Genomic DNA, 17,775 nt, shown 5'->3' with positions numbered 1-17,775 from the left:
CTCCTACTCGCGTTGCTCTGTTACTCGCGCTCGTCCGCCGTGCGGCGCCGGCCGCGGGCGAACAGCAGGCCGCCGACCAGCAGGACCAGGATCACTCCGCCGACAATGGCCAGCACCACCCCGGTGTTGGAGCTCTCCTCGTCGGCGGCCTCGGAGGTCTCGGCGTCGCTCGCCGAGGCCGTGCCGTCGTCGTTGAACACCGGGACCGGGCCCTCGCCGGCGGGCGTGGCGCCGTAGTAGCCCCAGTAGCCCTGCTGGTTCATGATCACACCGCCCTCGCGGGGCTGGAGCGGGAAGCCCTCGAAGGCGTCCTTGCGGTACGCCTCGAGCGCGTTGTCGTAGCCCAGGATCACCAGCGTGGCCCGGTCGTGGAGCACCTCCTGCATCTGCTTGACGAGGTCGACCCGCTTGCCGCGGTCGAACTCCTGCAGCTGCTGGTTGTAGAGCTCGTCGTACTCCTCGTCGCACAGGAACGAGTCCGGCGTGTTGCCCTTGCCCTCGGCGTTGGGCCGGCTGGCGCAGGTCTGCAGGGACAGCACGTAGTCCGGGTCGGGGTTGGCGTTCCACCCGGAGAAGGCCAGGTCGAACTCGCCCCGGGTGGTGCTCTCGTTGACCTGGTTGTCCGACAGCGGCTGGAGGGTGATGTTGATGCCGATCTCGGCGAGCCATCCCTTGACGAACGGGCCGGCCACCTCGTCGAGGTTGGCCTCGGCGTGGGTCATCAGGCGCAGGTTCAGCGGCTTGCCCTGCTTGTCCAGCCGGACGCCGTTCGGTCCCTTGCGGTAGCCGGCCTCGTCGAGCATGGCGTTGGCCTCGTCCAGGCTGAACTCGCGCTTGAGGTCCTCGGGCGGGCTCCAGGCGAACTCGCCGAAGACCGGCGGGATGTAGCCCTGGGCCTCCTCGGCGTAGCCGCCCCACACCTTGTCGACCAGGGTCTTCGAGTCGATCGCGGTGGCGATGGCCTGCCGGAGCTTGATGTCCTTGAGCGCCGGGTTGCCGTCGCCGATCGGCTTGCCGTCAAACGTCGCCGCGCCTGGGTTGATCAGGATCTCGTTGAAGCGCCGGTTCTGCGCCTTGTTGCGCGCGATGTCCGGGTTGGACTCCAGCGAGTCGAACTGGGTCGGGTTGAGCCGGTTGACCAGGTCGATCTCACCGTTCTGCAGAGCGGTGACCGCGGCGTCGGAGTTGCGGTAGTAGATGAAGTGCAGCTCCTCGACCTTGGGCTTGCCCCGCCAGAAGTTCGGGTTGGCCTTCAGCTTGGTGAACTGGGCCTCCTTGAACTCCTGGATGGTGTAGGGGCCGCTGCCGACCATGGGGAACTGCGGAGCGGCACCGATGTCGGCGACCTTGGACCAGACGTGCTCGGGCACGATCGGGATGTCCAGGGCGAGCATCGTCGCCTGTGGAACCTTGGTCTTGATCACCAGGGTGTGCTCGTCGGTCGCCTCCACCGACTCCCACTGCTTGACGTACGAGCCATTCGCGGTCCGCGCGACCTCGTCGTCGAGCATCTTGTTGAACGTCCACGCGGGATCCTCGGCGGTCAACGGCTCGCCGTCGGACCACTTGAGACCGTCCCGGAGCTTGAACGTCCAGGTGAGCTTGTCCTGCGAGGTCTCCCAGCTCTCGGCCAGGCTCCCGATCGGCGAGTAGTCCTCCTGGTTGTAGACGGTCAGGTAGTCGAAGCCCGTCCGCAGGATGTCGGTACCCGTACGGGTGATGGAGATGAACGGGTTGAGCGAATCGACCTCCTGGGTTACACCCACCCGGAGGATCTTCGTCTGCTGCTCGCTCACGGCATGTGCCTCGGGCGCGCCGGCTGGCACCGCTACGGGTACGGTGACCAGGGCAGTTACCAACAAGGTGATACCGAGCGCGACGCGCCTCGATCTCACTATGATCACCTCTTCCTGATAGTTGGAAGGAAGTAACCACTTGTCGCCCGAGGAAGTCAATCTGTGTCGGCAACGTGTACCAAGCCGTAACGTGTAGCCGTGCGGATCATGATTTCGGCCGACATGGAGGGCGCCACCGGCGTCACCTGGACGGCTGATGTGGAGACGAACAGCCCTCAGTGGGAGCGGTTCCGACCGATGTTCACCGGGGACGTCAACGCCTGCGTGGCGGGCCTGTTCGCCGGCGGCGCCACCGACGTGCTCGTCAACGAGGCCCACTCGGCGCAGCGCAACATCCTGCTCGAGCGGCTCGACCCCAGGGCGCGGCTGCTCACCGGCCGGCACAAGCCGCTGTCGATGATGCAGGGCATCGACTCCGGGGTGGACGGTGTGGTGTTCCTCGGCTACCACGCGGCGGCCGGCCTGGACGGGGTGCTGTCCCACACGTACCTGCCCAACCAGATCACCGGGGTCTGGCTGGACGGGACACGGGCCAGCGAGGGCCGGCTCAACGCGGCGCTGGCCGCCGAGTACGGCGTGCCGGTCCTGCTGGTCACCGGGGACGACCTCACCTGCGCCGACGCCGCGGGGTACGCGCCGTCGGCCTCGGCGGTGGCGGTCAAGCAGTGCGTGAGCCGCTACGCGGCGATCTGCAAGCCGCCCTCGGTGACCGCGACCGAGATCGAGGAGGCGGCCCGCGAGGCCATGGCGCTCGCCGGCGCCACCACGGCCCCCGCGCCGGCCGCCCACCGGATCGAGATCGAGTTCGACGCCGCGCACCTCGCCGCGGCGGCGGCCGTCGTACCGACGGTCGAGCAGGTCGACGTGCGTCGGGTCGGGTTCGACGCGGCGTCGATGACAGCAGCGATGAAGGCATTCAAGGTGGTCACCGCGATCGCGAGCGGTGCCGTGGAAGGAAGCTATGGGTGAGCCCGCGGTCGAGGAGTTGTGCGCGCAGCTGATCAGGTTCGACACCACGAACCTGGGTGGCGGTGAGTCGAAGGGGGAACGGGAGGCGGCGGAGTTCATCGCCGCCCAGCTGTCCGCGGCGGGGCTCTCGCCGACGTTGCTCGAACGCTCACCGCGTCGCAGCAATGTCGTCACCCGGGTCGCCGGCTCCGACCCCATGCTCCCCCCGCTGCTCGTGCACGCGCACATCGACGTGGTGCCGGCCGACCCGCACGAGTGGACTGTCCCGCCGTTCTCCGGTGAGATCCGCGACGGCTTCGTCTGGGGGCGGGGGGCGGTGGACATGAAGGACATGTGCGCCACCCTGCTGACCGTCCTGCACCGCTGGGCCGACGAGGGACGGGGTCCGCGCCGCGACATCGTCCTCGCGTTCGTCGCCGACGAGGAGGACAACGGCGAGTGGGGCGCGCACTGGCTCATCGACGAGCACCGCTCCCTGTTCGACGGGGTGGCCGCGGCCATCGGCGAGTCCGGCGGCTACACCGTCCGCGCGGCCTCGGCCGACGGCGCACCGGTGCGGCTGTACCCGGTGGCCACCGCCGAGCGCGGCACCTCGCACCTGCTGCTGTCCACCAACGGCCGCGCCGGCCACGGCTCACGCCGCAACGACGACAACGCGGTGATCAAGCTCGTGGCCGCGGTGGCGCGCCTGGCCGAGCACCGCTGGCCGGTGCGGCTCACCCCGGCCGTACAGGCGTTCTTCGAGCGGGCCGGCGCCGCTCTCGGCTTCGAGGTCGACCTTTCCGACGACGACGCCGTGGACGCGACCCTGCGCCGCTTCGGCCCGGCCGCGAAGATCGCTGAGAACACCGTGCGTAACAGCACGACACCCACCGTGCTCGCCGCGGGGTACAAGGTGAACGTGATCCCGGGCCTCGCCCAGGCCAGGATCGACACCCGCGTGCTGCCCGGAACCGAGGAGGAACTGCTGGCCGAGGTGGACCGCCTGATCGGCCCCGAGGTCACCCGCGAGTTCCTGGCCCGCCAGCCACCGGTGCAGGCACCGGTCGACTCCCCCTGGTTCACCGCGATGGCCGGCGCGCTCACCGCGGAGGACCCCGAGGGCGTCGTGGTCCCGTTCTGCATGGGCGGCGGCACCGACGCCAAGGCCTTCGCGGCCCTGGGCATCGACTGCTACGGGTTCGCGCCGCTGTGGCTCCCGGAGGATTTCGACCACCGGCTGATGGCCCACGGCGTCGACGAGCGCGTCCCGGTCGAGGGCCTCCGCTTCGGGACGAACGTGCTCGACCGCTTCCTCTCCACCGTGTGACACACACTCGGTCTCTGCTCCGCCTCCACAACAGTTACCTCAGGGGAACGTGACGCAACCCAGCCACAAGCACGTGATCAACCTGACCCACTCACCCAAGGCGACCAACACTAAGAATCCCGGGGAGGCGGACTAGTGCGGTAGTGGTAGCGGGCCGCCGGGGTGAACCCGGCGGCCTCGTACAACGCCAGGGCCGCCGCATTCTCCGCCCGGACCTGCAGCCAGCACCGCGACACCCCGGCCGGTGCCGCGTCGGCCAGCAGGGCCCGGGTGACCGCCGTGCCCAGGCCCCGCCGCCGCGCGGCCGGGTGCACCGCCAGGCAGTAGAGCCCGCCCCACTCCCCCACCAGGGCCAGCCGGGCCACCGCGAGCGCGCCGTGCGGACCGTCCACAGCGGCGTAGCGGGCCGGGCCGCCGGTGAGGATCGCCCGGGCCACCGCACGCGCGTCCGCCCCGCCCCGGCCGTCGACCCGCCACCACAGGTCCATCCAGGACTCGTCGGGTTCGTCGGCGAGCGTGACCGGGACCGGGTGCGCCGGGAGCCTGGCCAGCACCGCCGCGGTCTCGGCGACCTCGAACACCGTCGGTGAGCCGAACTCGTAGCCGCGGGCCGCGAGCCGCGCGTCCAGGTCCGCCGGGCGCGCGGTCGGTCCCACCTGGAAGACCGCGGGCAGGCCGTGCTCGGCGTAGAGCCGCTCCACCGCGGACACCGCGGCGTCCACGTCGGCCGGCTCGGCCAGCGAGGCCACCGAGTTCGCCCGTTGGGTCACCCCGCCGGACACCCGCGCCAGCCAACCGTCCAGGTCGGACTCCGCTAGCGCGGGCCAGCCCCGGCGCATCAGCTCGTCGAACACGCCTCAGTCGAACACGGGCGTCACGCGGTCACCGTGGTGGGTGCCTGGTCGAACTGGGTCCGGTAGAGCTCCTCGTAGCGCCCGCCGGCGGCGAGCAGGTCGGCGTGCGTGCCGCGCTCGACGATCCGGCCGTCCTCGACCACCAGGATCAGGTCCGCCGCCCGCACCGTGGACAACCGGTGCGCGATCACCAGCGCCGTCCGGCCGGACAACGCCTCGGTCAGCGCCGCCTGGACCGCCGCCTCCGAGGTCGAGTCCAGGTGTGCCGTCGCCTCGTCGAGGATCACCACCCTCGGCCGTGCCAGCAGCAGCCGCGCGATCGTCAGCCGCTGCCGCTCGCCACCGGAGAGCCGGTAGCCGCGCTCGCCAACGACCGTGTCCAGCCCGTCCGGCAGCTCGGCGATCAACCCGTCGAGGCGGGCTCGCCGCAGCGCGTCCCACAGGTCAGCCTCGCTCGCCGCCGGGTTGGCCAGCATCAGGTTGGACCGCACCGACTCGTGGAACAGATGCCCGTCCTGGGTCACCAGCCCCAGGGTGTCCCGCATCGAGGAGAACGTCACGTCCCGCACGTCCACCCCGGACAGCCGCACCGCGCCCGTGTCGACGTCGTAGAGCCGGGGCACCAGCGAGGCGATCGTGGACTTCCCCGCCCCCGAGGAGCCGACCAGGGCCACCAGCTGTCCCGGTTCGACCCGGAAGGAGATGTCGTGCAGAACCTGGGTCCCGCCCCGCGCGTCGAGCTTGGCGACCTCCTCGAGCGAGGCCAGCGAGACCTTGTCCGCGGCCGGGTAGGCGAAGCCGACCGCGTCGAACTCCACCGTGACCGGCCCGTCGGGCAGCGACCGGGCGTCCGGCTTCTCCTTGATCAGCGGCTCGAGGTCGAGCACCTCGAACACCCGCTCGAACGACACCAGCGCGCTCATCACCTCGACCCGGGCGCTCGCCAGCGCGGTTAACGGCGCGTACAGCCGGGTGAGCAGGAACGACAGCGCGACGACGGTCCCGGCGTCGAGTTGCCCGCGCAGCGCGAAGACCCCACCCACGCCGTAGACCACCGCCAGGGCCAGCGCGGACACCACGGTCAGTGCGGTGACGAACACCGACTGCACCATCGCCGTGCGCACGCCGATGTCGCGTACCCGCCTGGCCCGGACCGCGAACTCGGTCGACTCGTCCTCGGGGCGGCCGAACAGCTTCACCAGCGTCGCCCCGGGTGCGGAGAAGCGCTCGGTCATCTGCGTGCTCATCACCGAGTTGTGGTTGGCCGCCTCGCGTTCCAGCCGCGCCAGCCGGGTGCCCATGCGCCGTGCCGGCAGCACGAACACCGGCAGCAGCACCAGCGCCAACAGGGTGATCTGCCAGGACATCCCGAACATCACGACCAGCGTCAGGGCCAGCATCACGAGGTTGGAGACCACCCCGGACAGCGTGTCGCTGAACGCCCGCTGGGCACCGATCACGTCGTTGTTCAGCCGGCTGACCAGCGCGCCGGTTCGGGTGCGGGTGAAGAACGCGATCGGCATCCGCTGCACGTGGTCGAACACCGCGGTGCGCAGGTCGAGGATCAGCCCCTCACCGATCCGGGCCGACAGCCACCGGGTCAGCAGGCCGAGCCCGGCCTCGACGAGCGCGATCACGGCGATCAGCACGGCCAGCCGGACCACCACGGACGCCGCCGAGCCGCCGACGATCGCGTCGACGACCTGCCCGGCGAGCACCGGCGTGGCCACCGCCAACACCGCGGTGACCACGCTCAGCAGCATGAACCAGCTCAGCAGCCGACGGTGCGGCCGCGCGAACCGGCCGATCCGACGCACCGTGCGCATCGAGAACGGCCGCCGGTCCTCCGTGGCGTGCATGGCGTGGTACATCGACATCCACGCCGTGGTCTCCATGTCCATGCGGGAAAGGTAGAAGCTGCACCGAGGTCGAGGTCAAGCGGATTGGCGCCGCAACCCGGTCGGGTTGACCTCCGGCAGGATCCCCGAGGACCAGACCGCCTCGACCGACGGTGCCAGCACCTCGACCAGCCGTCGGGCGCCCTCCTCCCCCAGCGCCGCGAGGCAGCCGTTCCAGGACGCGGCGTCCGTGCGGGCCTCGACGTCGTCGAGCAGCGCGCGGCCCACGGAGGTGAGCGCGCCGTCCCCGGTGAGCAGGTCCCGTTCCCGCAGACCCGCTGCCGCCGCCGACCACCACTGCTCCGACCAGCCGCGCACCGTGCGCAGTACCTCGTCGGGGAAGGTGCCGGCGCCGGTCTGCAGCAGCAGCGCCTCCAGACCGGTGACCCCGTTCGCCACCAGGGCGGCTACGTGGCCGTCGCCCCGGTGCTCGCGCAGGGTCGTCGCGAGCTGCCACAGCGCCCCGACCTCGTCGGCGGGCAGCGGCAGCCCGGCGTTGGCGGCGTAGAGCGGGCGACCGGTCGGGTCCGCGGCGGCGAGCACCGGGGCCAGCACGGGGACGACCTCCCCGCAGGCCTGCTCGTCCACCAGCCCGCGCAGCGCCGCGGCGCTCACCTCGAGGCGGGCCGCCAGGCACGCGGCCGGCGTCGTCCTGGTCCAGGCGTCCGGCAGCGCCTTGGCCACCATCGACGGCTCGAACCCGGCGAACGTCGCGAGGACCGGCCCCGGCCCGACGGCGCCCAGCGGCGCGGCCCGGAAGGCGAAGTAGGTCATCCAGAAGCCGCGCAGACCGAGGGTCTTCCCGGTGTCGCGGACGGTGGGGGCGAAGTAGACGACGTCGTGCAACGGCTCGAGCGAGGCCCAGAGGCGGCGCGCAGGGTGCATCGAAGCAGTGTGCCCCGGCAATGGGATCATGCGCCACCGGCGTCGGAATGGTTTCTCGGGGAGTGTCACGGCATGAGCGCACGGGGTTTCCTCTCGTCCTTCGAGAACACCGACCCCCCGCTGACCTGGATCGACACCGTGGACACCGACGGGAACAACACTCCCCGGGCGGTCGGTGCGACCATGAGCACCAAGGAGGGCGGCGGCCCGGCCAAGCCGTACACCGGGCGCCCCGGGATGGGCTTCACCGGGCGCCGCGCCCTGCGCTACCAGGGCGGCCACCACGGTCGCGGTCCCGCCCACGTGGTGAACCGGCTGTTCCTGGTGGACCTGCTGGTCTCCCGGGACACCGTGCTGGAGTACGTGATCCTGCCCGAGCTGCTCGGCGAGGACCTGCGCTACCCCAGCACCTTCGTCGCGGTCGACCTCGCCTTCGACGACGGGTCCTACCTCTCCGGGCTCGGGCTGACCGACCAGCTCGGGTTCCTGCTGACCCCGCGCGGGCAGGGAGAGTCCAAGGCGCTCTCGCCCAACCAGTGGAACCACCGGTCGGTGCGGATCGGCGGCGTGGCCGAGGGCAAGGTCGTCACCAGGATCCTGCTCGCCTACGACAACCCGCACGGTCCGGCCGAGTTCGCCGGCTGGGTCGACGACATCGCCGTCGTGGACCGCCCCCGCGCCGAGCCCCGCCGCCCGGTCGACCACGTGGTCACCACCCGCGGCACGAACTCGCTCAAGGCCTACTCGCGCGGCAACACCTTCCCCGCCACCGCCGTGCCCCACGGGTTCAACTTCTGGACCCCGGTCACCGACGCCGGCGCCCTCGACTGGATCTACACCTACGCGAGGACCAACACCGACCGGAACCTGCCCGCACTCCAGGCGCTCGCGGTCAGCCACCAGCCGAGCCCGTGGATGGGCGACCGGCAGACCTTCCAGGTGCTCCCCTCCGCCGCGGCCCGCCGCCCCTCCGCCTGGCGCCGTCGGCGTGCGCTGACCTTCCGGCACCGCAACGAGATCGCCCGACCGCACCACTACGGCGTGCGGTTCACCAACGGCATCCGGGTCGACGTCGCACCGACCGACCACGCCGCGATCCTGCGGTTCACCTTCCCCGGCGAGGACGCCAACCTGATCTTCGACAACGTCAACCGGCACGGCGGGCTCACCCTCGATCCGGTCGCCGGCACCATATCCGGGTACTCCGACGTCCGCAGTGGACTCTCGGCCGGGGCCAGCAGGATGTTCGTCCACGCGACCTTCGACCGGCCGATCACCGCGTCCGGCCGGCTGTGGCGCGGGCTGTCCCGGCGGGTCACCGGCTACCTGCGGTTCGAGCCCGACCCCGACGGCGAGACCGTGGTGACCATGCGGGTCGCCACCTCGCTGGTCAGCCTCGCCCAGGCCAGGCGCAACCTGTGGCTGGAGATCCCCGACGAGGACACCTTCGAGACCGTCCGCGAACGCGCGGCCGGGCTCTGGGACGAGATCCTCGGGCGGGTCGACGTCGAGGGCGCCAGCGACGACCAGCTCACCACCCTGTACTCCAACCTGTACCGGCTGTTCCTCTACCCCAACCGCGGCCACGAGAACACCGGCACCGCCGAAGCGCCCCAGTACGCCTACGCCAGCCCGTTCCTGCCGCCGGCCAGGAAGAGCACGCCGATCCAGACCGGCGCCGCGCTCGTGCCGGGTCGCCTCTACGTCAACAACGGGTTCTGGGACACCTACCGCACCACCTGGCCGGCCTACGCGCTGCTGGACCCGCGCCGCTGCGCCGAGCTCGTGGACGGCTTCGTCCAGCAGTACCGCGACTCCGGCTGGATCGCCCGCTGGTCCTCCCCCGGCCACGCCGACCTGATGACCGGCACCAGCTCCGACGTCGCCCTGGCCGACGCCTACCTCAAGGGCGTGCCCGGAATCGACCTGCCCGCGGTCTACGAGTCGGCGCTGCGCAACGCCACGGTCGCCCCGCCCAGCCCCGAAGTGGGTCGCAAGGGCCTGGACCGCTCGATCTTCCTCCGCTTCACCCCCTGCTCGACCGAGTCCGGCCTGTCCTGGACGCTGGAGGGCTGCGTCAACGACTTCGCCATCGCCAACCTCGCCGCCGCGGTCGGCGACCGGGACAACCACGGGTACTTCCTCGACCGGGCGCTCAACTACGTCCACTCCTTCCACCCGACGACCGGGTTCTTCCAGGGACGCAAGGACAGCGGGCGCTGGCGTCGCGCGGCCAACGAGTACGACCCGCGTGCCTGGGGCGGGGACTACGTGGAGACCAACGGCTGGAACACGGCGTTCTCGGTCCCCCACGACGGCGCGGGGCTCGCCGCGCTGCTCGGCGGACCCGCCGCGCTCGCCGCGCGCCTCGACGAGTTCTTCGCCACGCCGGAGACCGGTCGGGCGCGCGGGGCCTACTGGCGCCCGATCCACGAGATGGCCGAGGCGCGGGACGTGCGGATGGGCCAGTACGGCCACTCCAACCAGCCCTCGCACCACATCGCCTTCATGTACGCCTACGCCGGGGCGCTCTGGCGCACCCAGGAGAAGGTGCGTGAGGTCCTCTCGCGGCTCTACGCCGGCAGCGAGATCGGGCAGGGCTACCTCGGCGACGAGGACAACGGGGAGATGTCGGCGTGGTGGCTGTTCGGCGCGCTCGGCCTGTACCCGCTGCGGGTCGGCAGCCCCGAGTACGTCATCGGCTCACCGCTGTTCCGTCGGATGTCGGTCCAGCTCGGTGCGGACGCCCGGCTCGTGGTGAACGCGCCCAACAACAGCCCGGAGAACATCTACGTGCAGGGCCTGATGGTCAACGGCGCCCCGTGGGACAAGGCGTGGCTGCCGCACGAGGTGATCGCCCGCGGTGCCGTGCTCGACTTCCACATGGGGCCGACCCCCTCGACCTGGGGCTGCGGCGCCGACGCGGTGCCGCCCTCGCTCACCCCCGCCGGGACCCTGCCCGCCACGATGGTCGACCTCACCGGCCTGGCTGGCGGGGAGCACGGGGGCAGCGAGGGGGTGAACCTGGCCGCGCTGTTCGACGACACCAGCCGCACGCAGGTCACCTTCCCCACCCCGGCGCCCTGGGTCGGCCACCGCGTCGCCGGTGAGGGGGCGACCGTTCGGTACTACACGCTCACCTCGGGCACCGGACACGACGACCCGCGCAGCTGGGTGCTGCGCGGGTCGGTCGACGGGGTCAGCTGGACAGTGCTGGACGAGCGGACCGGGGAGGCGTTCCGGTGGCGCCGGCAGACCCGCGCCTTCGCGGTGGCCAACCCGGGGCGGTTCACCCACTACCGGTTGGACATCACGGAGAACACGGGTGCGCCGACGCTCACCCTCGCTCAGGTCGAACTCCTCGCGCGCTGAACGCGGGACCTCAGCGGCGGCGGGACCGCAGGTACTCGCTCGTCTGCCGGCTCACCGACATGAAGATGATGAGTGCCGGCATGACCGCGAAACCGATCGCGATCGCGATGCCACCCGCCTTGAGGTCCTCGAGGAGATCGATGCCCTCGGACTCCGCCATGGCGAACTGGAGCAGCCAGGTAACGCAGATCGCGAGCTCCAGAGCGGCGCCGGCGATCAGCAGGTTACGGCTCTTGCCGCCCAGGACCTGCACCCCACCCATGATCAGCAGGACGATGCCGATCGTCTGCGCGATCGTGAGGATCAGCGGCAGGGCCTCGAAATCGCCGCCGGACCCGAACAGGCCGACCCACATCAGCAGGGTCGTGATCGTGGTGAGCCCAGCCTGGACGAACGCGAGCACCGCGGCGGTGGTCGCCACCCCCGGGCGCGGGATCGGACCGCTCGAGAACTCCTGCGGCGCCTGCGGCATCGAGCCGTAGCCCGGTGCCTGCGGGAGCCCCCCACTGTCGGGATACTGCCCGCCGGGCTGCTGCTGCCCACCATATGACTGCGTCATGTCGTCCCTTCTTTTCTCGACCTCCAACCGGCGACTCCGGCGGTGCACGAATACTGGCATAGTCGTCGGATGTCGCATGTGGGTTTCACCGACATCGACGTGATCTCGTGACGCACTTTCTCGACTACGCGGTGCTACCCGTCTCGCCGCCGGGCGTGGCGTCGCCCTGGGGGACCTCCGGGCTGGGCTCGGGCGGCACGATGCTCGCCAGCTCGCCCCCGTTGTCGTTCATCCGCAGGACGAACGGACGGGTGTCGGTGTACTGGATCACCGACACCGACGCGGGGTTCACCACGATCCGCTGGAAGCCGTCCAGGTGCTGGCCCAACGCGTCCGCGAGGATCGCCTTCAGCACGTCGCCGTGGCTGCACAGCAGCCAGACCGCCCGCTGTCCGTGCTCGGCCGTGATCCGCGCGTCGTGTTCACGGACCGCCGCGACGGCGCGGTTCTGCATGCCGGCCAGGCCCTCACCGCCCGGGAAGACCGCCGCCGAGGGGTGCTGCTGCACGACCGACCACAGCTTCTCCTTGAACAGCGTCTTCAGCTCACGGCCGGTCCACTCCCCGTAATCCACTTCGGACAGACCGGGTTCGGTGACCGGCACGAGGCCCCTGGCCGCGATCAGCGGCGCGATCGTCTGCTCGCACCGCAGCAGCGGCGAGCAGACCGCCGCGGCCAGCGGCACCGGCTCGAGCCGGGCCACGAGCTGCTCGGCCTGCCGGCGGCCGGTCTCGTCCAGCTCGATGCCGGGCGTGCGCCCGGCGAGCACCCCCGCCCCGTTGGCCGTGGAGCGGGCATGCCTGAGCAGAACGACTGTGGCCACGGCGCCAGTAGATCACACCGCGGGGCCGGCGTCGGGCTCCAGCGCACCGGTCGCGACCAGGATCAGGATCAGGGCGCCCAGGGCGAGCCGGTAGACGACGAACGGCAGGAAGCTGTGCGTGGTGATGTACCGCATCAGCCAGGCGATCACCGCGTAGCCGACGACGAAGGCGACGATCGTCGCGACGATCGTGGGCCCCCAGGCGGGCGCCGCGGTGCCGCCGATGTCGGTCAGCTTGTACAGGCCCGAGGCGAACACCGCCGGCACCGCGAGCAGGAACGCGTACTCCGCGGCCTCCTCGCGCCGGTAGCCGAGCAGCCGGCCCGCCGTGATCGTGCCGCCGGACCGGGACACGCCCGGGATCAGCGCCAGCGCCTGGGCGAACCCGAACCCGATGCCGTGCGGCACCGTGAGGTGGTCCAGGTCGCGCTCACGCCGTCCGAAGTGGTCGGCCAGGCCGAGCAGGATGCCGAACACGATCAGCGTCATGGCGATCAGCCGCAGGTCGCGGAAGGCGTGCTCGATCTGGTCCTGGAACAGCACCCCCAGGATCGCGATCGGCAGCGTGCCGACGATCACCAGCCAGCCCATCCGCGCGTCCGGGTCGTCCCGCCAGGTGGCGGGCCGGCGCAGCGAGCGGAACCAGGCGGCCAGGATGCGGCCGATCTTCTTGCGGAAGTACAGCACCACCGCGGTCTCGGTGCCGATCTGGGTGACCGCCGTGAACGCAGCACCCGGGTCGTCCCAGCCCGCGAAGGCCGCGCTGACTCGTAAGTGCGCGCTGGAGGAGATCGGGAGGAACTCGGTGAGTCCCTGCACGAGTCCGAGAACGAGGGCTTCCAGCCAGCTCAACTACCCAACTCCCGCGAGATCAAGAGCCTCCACCGCGACCCGTAGCGCCGCGATGCCGTGCTCGAGATCTTGCAGTACGGGTGAGACGGTCAGTGTGGTGACCCCCGACTCGGCGAGGGCCTGCATGCCGTCTGCTATACGCTCCTTCGGACCGAGCAGGGCGGTCTGGTCGAGGAAGCCCAGCGGCACCTTCGCGGCCGCCCCCTGGTAGTCCTTGGCCAGGTAGAGGTCCTGGATCTCGGCGGCCTCGGCCTCGTAGCCCATCCGCGACGCCAGGTTGTTGTAGAAGTTCTGCTCGCGGCTGCCCATGCCACCGATGTAGAGCGCGGCGTAGGGGCGGACGGTGTCGGCGGCGGCCCGCCAGTCCTCGCCGACCACGACCGGCACCGTGGGCACCACGTCGAACCCGTCCAGGGACTTGCCGACCTTCTCCCGGCCCTTGCGGATCAGCTCCAGCGACTCCGGACCGAACCGGGGGGAGTAGAAGATCGCCAGCCATCCGTCGGCGATCTCCCCGGTCAGCTCGAGGTTGCGCGGGCCGATCGAGGCGAGGTAGATCGGGATGTTCTCGCGTACCGGGTGGACGATGAGCTTGAGCGGCTTCCCGGGCCCGTCCGGCAGCGGGAGCGTGAAGTGGTCGCCCTCGAACGACACCCGCTCGCGACGCAGGGCACGCCGGACGATCTCGACGTACTCGCGGGTCCTGGCGAGCGGCCGGTCGAACTTGACGCCGTACCAGCCCTCGGACACCTGGGGCCCGGAGACCCCCAGCCCGAGCCGGAACCGGCCGCCGGACAGGGTGTCCAGGGTGGCCGCGGTCATCGCGGTCATCGTCGGTTGCCGGGCCGGGATCTGCAGGATGGCGCTGCCGACGTCCATCCGCTCGGTGTGCGCGGCGACCCACGCCAGCACGGTCGGCACGTCCGAGCCGTAGGCCTCGGCGGCCCAGGCCACCGAGTAGCCCAGCCGGTCCGCCTCCTTGGCCAGCTCGAGGTTGTTGGCGTCGTTGCCGGCGCCCCAGTAGCCGAGGTTCAGTCCCAGTCGCACCCGGCGACCATACCGACGTTGACCGGGCGCCAGTTGTCGGACCTCCGTCGCCCTGGGGGACCTGCCAGCGGGAACAGGGTGGTCCGCTTAGGCTTCCCCGGTGGAGCAACGACACCTCGGGCACAGCGGGCTGCGCGTGTCCAGGATCGGTCTGGGCACGATGAGCTGGGGCCGGGACACCGACGCGGACGAGGCGGCGAGCCAGCTCGTCGCGTTCGCCGACCTGGGTGGCACGCTCGTCGACACGGCCGACGTCTACAACGACGGGGAGAGCGAGCGCATCCTCGGCACGCTGCTCGGCGACCTGGTGCCGCGCCACGACGTCGTCCTCGCCACGAAGGCCGTGGCCAGGCGCGACGAGGGCCCGTTCGGCGGCGGGGCGTCGCGAGGGGCGCTGCTCACCGCGCTCGAGGGGTCGTTGCGCCGGCTCGCCGTGGACCACATCGACCTGTGGCAGCTGCACGCCTGGGACGTCTCGGTCCCCCTCGAGGAGACACTCGCCGTCGTGGACGCCGCGGTGAGCAGCGGAAAGGTCCGCTACGTCGGCGTGTCGAACTACTGCGGGTGGCAGCTGGGCACCGCGGCGGCACTGCAGCGGGCCAAGCCGACCGGAGCGCCGATCGTGAGCGTGCAGATGGAGTACTCGCTGCTCGAGCGGGGCATCGAGCGCGAGGTCGCGCCGGCCGCCGAGCACCACGGCGTCGGCCTGCTGGCCTGGGCGCCGCTCGGCCGCGGGGTGCTCACCGGCAAGTACCGTGCGGCCACCCCGGCCGACTCCCGCGGTGCCTCGCCCCACCTCGGCCCGTACGTGGAGCACCACCGCACCGAGCGCGCCGCCCGGATCGTGCAGGCCGTGGTGACTGCCGCCGACGGGCTCGCCACCTCTCCCCTGTCGGTGGCCCTGGCCTGGGTGCGCGACCGGCGGGGCGTCGCCTCGGCCGTGGTCGGCGCGCGGGACACCGGACAGCTGCTCGGTTCGCTGGTGTCCGAGGAGCTGACCCTGCCCGAGGCGATCCGCGCCGCGTTGGACGACGTCAGCGACGTCGAGCTGGGCTACCCGGAGACGCGGTTGGGATGAGCCGGGTGCCCGGCCCGGCGGAACCGGGCGCTCTCCTGGTCGTACACGTACACCCGGGGTGTCGCGGTGTCGACGTACATCCCGGTCAGGGTCAGCTCGCCCCTGGCGAGCGCCGTGGCGACGGCCGGGTGCTCGCGCAGCCGCTCGAGTTGGGCCAGGACGTTGTGCAGGGCGAGCCGGTCCCACTCGGGCAGCGACACGTCGCCCTCGAGGTCCACCGGAGGGCCGGTGCGGGCCCGGTCCAGGCTCACCGACGCGTGGCGTAGCCAGCCCCCGAGCGCCGCGGACCTGTTCTGCTCGCCACGCACGAGCGCGGTCGTCGCCGTGCACGAGGCGTGCCCGCAGACCACGATCTCCCGGGCGCCCAACCGGCGGACGGCGAGCTCGAGCGCCGCGGCGAGCGACCCGTCGGCGCCCGGGTCGGGCACGAGGTTCCCGAGGTTGCTCACGGCGAGCGGTCTGCCGGGGCCACCCGGGGTGCTCGCGGGTAGCGCGGCGATGTCCACGCAGGTCAGCAACAGCGACGTCGGCTCGCCGACGCGCACGGCGTCGGCGTCGCCGGAGCGGGGTGCCGGCACACCCTCGATCCGGGGGATCTCGGTGCGGCGCTGCCACTCCGACCAGGGGGCGAACCAGTGGGTCGGGCCGCGCCGGGCGTCGGCGCGGTGCACGGTCGGGGTGCCGGCCTTCCCCTGGCCGAACCAGGGGTGGCCGAACTCGTCGACGACGACGGTGCCGCCGGTGCGTTCGTGGGCCCGCTGCCAGTCCGAGAGCGTGTCGAAGGCGGCGTGGTCGAGGTAGTCGACCACGAGCTCGAGCCGTACGTGGGCGCCGGGCGGTACGGCGGCGAGCACCGCCGAGAGCCGCGGGATGGACAGGGCGGCCAGCGCGCCCTCGATGACGATCCGCCACTGCTCGCCGTCCTGTGCGGCGTGGATCCCGGTCCACAGCAGCCGGCGCAGCGTGAGCACCCCGGCCATGGCGATGCCCAGCAGGACCCCGCCGAGCAGGTCCACGCCGAGCACGCCGAGCACGGTCACCAGGTAGACGGGTAGGTCGCCGTGCCGCCGGACCTGTCGGAGATGTCCGACGTGGACCAGCCGCACGCCGACGTAGACCAGCAGGCTGGCCAGCGCGGCGAGCGGGATGTGGGCGAGCACGCCGGCGAACAGGGCGACGAACACCAGGACCCAGAGGCCGTGCAGGATCGCCGAGGCCCGGGTGCGCGCCCCGAAGGCGACGTTGGTCGAGCTCCGCACGATCACCCCGGTGACCGGGAGCCCGCCGAGCGAGCCGGAGACGATGTTGGCCGCACCCTGCCCGATCAGCTCGCGGTCCAGGTTCGCCCGCGGCCCGGTGTGCAGCTTGTCGACCGCCACCGCGGACAGCAGCGACTCGACGCTGGCGACCAGGGCGATGGTGAGCACCGTCAGGGCGAAGGCCCCCCACCCCCCGCTCGGCAGGACCGGCGCGAACGTCACGTCGAGCACGGTGTCCGGGAGCCGGACCCGGTCGATGGGCAGCGTCGCGACGATCGTGACGACCGTTGCCACCAGTACCGCGATCAGCGGGCCCGGCACGCGCCGCACGACGGAGGGCAGCCAGTTCCAGGCGACCAGGATGGCCAGCGTGAGCACGCCGATCGCGGTGGCCGGGCCGTGGGCGTCGATCACCTGGCCGGGAAGCTCGAGGAGGTTGTCGACCGGGGACACCTGCGTGTCGCCGCCGAGTAGGACGTGCAGCTGGGCGAGCACGATCGTGATGCCGATGCCGGCGAGCATCCCGTGCACGACGGCCGGGGAGATGGCCAGCGCCGCCCTGGCGATCCGGCTCAGCCCGAACAGCACCTGCGCCACACCGGCCAGCACGGTGATCGCGCAGGTGGCCGCCCAGCCGAACCTGGTGATGGCCTCTCCGACGATGACGATCAGCCCGGCCGCGGGACCGCTGACCTGCAGTGGCGAGCCGCCGAGCAGGCCGACGACCACCCCGCCGACGATCGCGGCGACGAGCCCGGCGGCGACCGGGGCACCCGAGGCCAGCGCGATGCCGATCGAGAGCGGGACCGCGACCAGGAACACCACCAACGAGGCCGGCAGGTCGTGGCGGAGCACGCTCGCGCACCGGTCGGCCGCGGTCGCCGAGGTGGACTCGATCATGCATCCTCCGGGTGGTGAGCTGTGCGGGAGGTGGTCGAGGCCGGCGGCGTCGAGGGCCCGTGTCGTCAGGAAACCCGACAACCGGCTCACCTGTCCGGTCGTGCTGACCCGCCC

General features: G+C 71.7%; 13 protein-coding genes. 4 read left to right on the top strand and 9 right to left on the bottom strand.

The annotated features are described in order from the left end of the window. Nucleotides 1-20 precede the first annotated feature (20 nt). The gene (locus tag BU204_RS24470; RefSeq protein WP_233160563.1) at nucleotides 21-1,796 is read right to left on the bottom strand and encodes an ABC transporter substrate-binding protein; all 1,776 of its coding nucleotides are present in this window, start codon (nucleotides 1,794-1,796) and stop codon (nucleotides 21-23) included. Nucleotides 1,797-1,994: 198 nt separating this feature from the next. Here BU204_RS24470 and BU204_RS24465 point away from each other — a divergent pair, with 198 nt between their 5' ends. Together BU204_RS24465 and BU204_RS24460 are read left to right on the top strand one after the other, a co-directional pair. Continuing rightward, the gene (locus BU204_RS24465) at nucleotides 1,995-2,825 is read left to right on the top strand and encodes a M55 family metallopeptidase (protein WP_143229704.1); all 831 of its coding nucleotides are present in this window, start codon (nucleotides 1,995-1,997) and stop codon (nucleotides 2,823-2,825) included. Further along, nucleotides 2,818-4,134: a M20/M25/M40 family metallo-hydrolase gene (locus BU204_RS24460; protein ID WP_075128089.1), complete on the top strand. Its 1,317-nt coding sequence runs from the start codon at nucleotides 2,818-2,820 to the stop codon at nucleotides 4,132-4,134. The genes BU204_RS24465 and BU204_RS24460 overlap by 8 nt, the downstream gene beginning before the upstream one ends. 110 nt (nucleotides 4,135-4,244) lie before the next feature. Here the strand turns inward: BU204_RS24460 and BU204_RS24455 are convergent, their stop codons facing one another. Genes BU204_RS24455 through BU204_RS24445 form a run of 3 tightly spaced genes read right to left on the bottom strand, consistent with a single transcriptional unit; the run spans nucleotide 4,245 to nucleotide 7,771 of the window. Then, on the bottom strand, nucleotides 4,245-4,988 hold the full coding sequence (locus BU204_RS24455) for a GNAT family N-acetyltransferase (protein WP_198942988.1): 744 nt from the start codon (nucleotides 4,986-4,988) through the stop codon (nucleotides 4,245-4,247). A 20-nt stretch (nucleotides 4,989-5,008) separates the two neighbouring features. Continuing rightward, nucleotides 5,009-6,883 carry an ABC transporter ATP-binding protein gene (locus tag BU204_RS24450; protein WP_408608044.1) on the bottom strand — a complete coding sequence of 625 codons (1,875 nt, stop codon included), beginning with the start codon at nucleotides 6,881-6,883 and terminating at the stop codon, nucleotides 5,009-5,011. A gap of 39 nt (nucleotides 6,884-6,922) precedes the next feature. Then, nucleotides 6,923-7,771, bottom strand: a complete 849-nt coding sequence (locus BU204_RS24445) for an SCO6745 family protein (protein ID WP_075128087.1) — start codon at nucleotides 7,769-7,771, stop codon at nucleotides 6,923-6,925. Between the two features lie 72 nt (nucleotides 7,772-7,843). Here BU204_RS24445 and BU204_RS24440 point away from each other — a divergent pair, with 72 nt between their 5' ends. Next, entirely contained in the window at nucleotides 7,844-11,143 is a 3,300-nt protein-coding gene (locus BU204_RS24440) for a GH92 family glycosyl hydrolase (RefSeq protein ID WP_143229703.1), read from the top strand. A 10-nt stretch (nucleotides 11,144-11,153) separates the two neighbouring features. On the opposite strand, the gene BU204_RS24435 is transcribed toward BU204_RS24440, so the two are convergent. The 4 genes from BU204_RS24435 to BU204_RS24420 all read right to left on the bottom strand — a co-directional run bounded on the left by BU204_RS24435 (nucleotide 11,154) and on the right by BU204_RS24420 (nucleotide 14,424). Then, on the bottom strand, nucleotides 11,154-11,702 hold the full coding sequence (locus tag BU204_RS24435) for a hypothetical protein (RefSeq protein WP_143229702.1): 549 nt from the start codon (nucleotides 11,700-11,702) through the stop codon (nucleotides 11,154-11,156). 124 nt (nucleotides 11,703-11,826) lie between these two features. Continuing rightward, complete coding sequence (locus BU204_RS24430; protein WP_075128085.1) at nucleotides 11,827-12,525, bottom strand: histidine phosphatase family protein; 699 nt, start codon at nucleotides 12,523-12,525, stop codon at nucleotides 11,827-11,829. A 12-nt stretch (nucleotides 12,526-12,537) separates the two neighbouring features. Continuing rightward, nucleotides 12,538-13,377 (bottom strand): undecaprenyl-diphosphate phosphatase, encoded by an 840-nt coding sequence (locus tag BU204_RS24425; protein ID WP_075128084.1) that lies wholly within the window; start codon nucleotides 13,375-13,377, stop codon nucleotides 12,538-12,540. After that, complete coding sequence (locus tag BU204_RS24420) at nucleotides 13,378-14,424, bottom strand: LLM class F420-dependent oxidoreductase (protein WP_075128083.1); 1,047 nt, start codon at nucleotides 14,422-14,424, stop codon at nucleotides 13,378-13,380. Between the two features lie 100 nt (nucleotides 14,425-14,524). On the opposite strand from BU204_RS24420, the gene BU204_RS24415 reads away from it, so the two are divergent. Further along, the gene (locus BU204_RS24415; protein ID WP_075128082.1) at nucleotides 14,525-15,502 is read left to right on the top strand and encodes an aldo/keto reductase; all 978 of its coding nucleotides are present in this window, start codon (nucleotides 14,525-14,527) and stop codon (nucleotides 15,500-15,502) included. Here BU204_RS24415 and BU204_RS24410 read toward each other — a convergent pair. Beyond that, nucleotides 15,478-17,661 (bottom strand): bifunctional SulP family inorganic anion transporter/carbonic anhydrase, encoded by a 2,184-nt coding sequence (locus tag BU204_RS24410; protein ID WP_075128081.1) that lies wholly within the window; start codon nucleotides 17,659-17,661, stop codon nucleotides 15,478-15,480. The two genes, BU204_RS24415 and BU204_RS24410, sit on opposite strands and share 25 nt — an antisense overlap. Nucleotides 17,662-17,775 lie beyond the last annotated feature (114 nt).

Origin of the sequence: Actinophytocola xanthii, assembly GCF_001921205.1 — a bacterium.
Lineage (GTDB): Bacteria > Actinomycetota > Actinomycetes > Mycobacteriales > Pseudonocardiaceae > Actinophytocola > Actinophytocola xanthii.
The sequence above is the reverse complement of the archived record's forward strand: the minus strand, read 5'-3'. Positions and strand labels throughout refer to the sequence as shown.

Coding starts and splice junctions, on each gene's coding strand:
- BU204_RS24445 (WP_075128087.1), bottom strand. CDS start 7,771: ATGCACCCTGCGCGCCGCCTCTGGGCCTCGCTCGAGCCGTTGCACGAC.
- BU204_RS24440 (WP_143229703.1), top strand. CDS start 7,844: ATGAGCGCACGGGGTTTCCTCTCGTCCTTCGAGAACACCGACCCCCCG.
- BU204_RS24460 (WP_075128089.1), top strand. CDS start 2,818: ATGGGTGAGCCCGCGGTCGAGGAGTTGTGCGCGCAGCTGATCAGGTTC.
- BU204_RS24435 (WP_143229702.1), bottom strand. CDS start 11,702: ATGACGCAGTCATATGGTGGGCAGCAGCAGCCCGGCGGGCAGTATCCC.
- BU204_RS24450 (WP_408608044.1), bottom strand. CDS start 6,883: ATGGAGACCACGGCGTGGATGTCGATGTACCACGCCATGCACGCCACG.
- BU204_RS24410 (WP_075128081.1), bottom strand. CDS start 17,661: ATGATCGAGTCCACCTCGGCGACCGCGGCCGACCGGTGCGCGAGCGTG.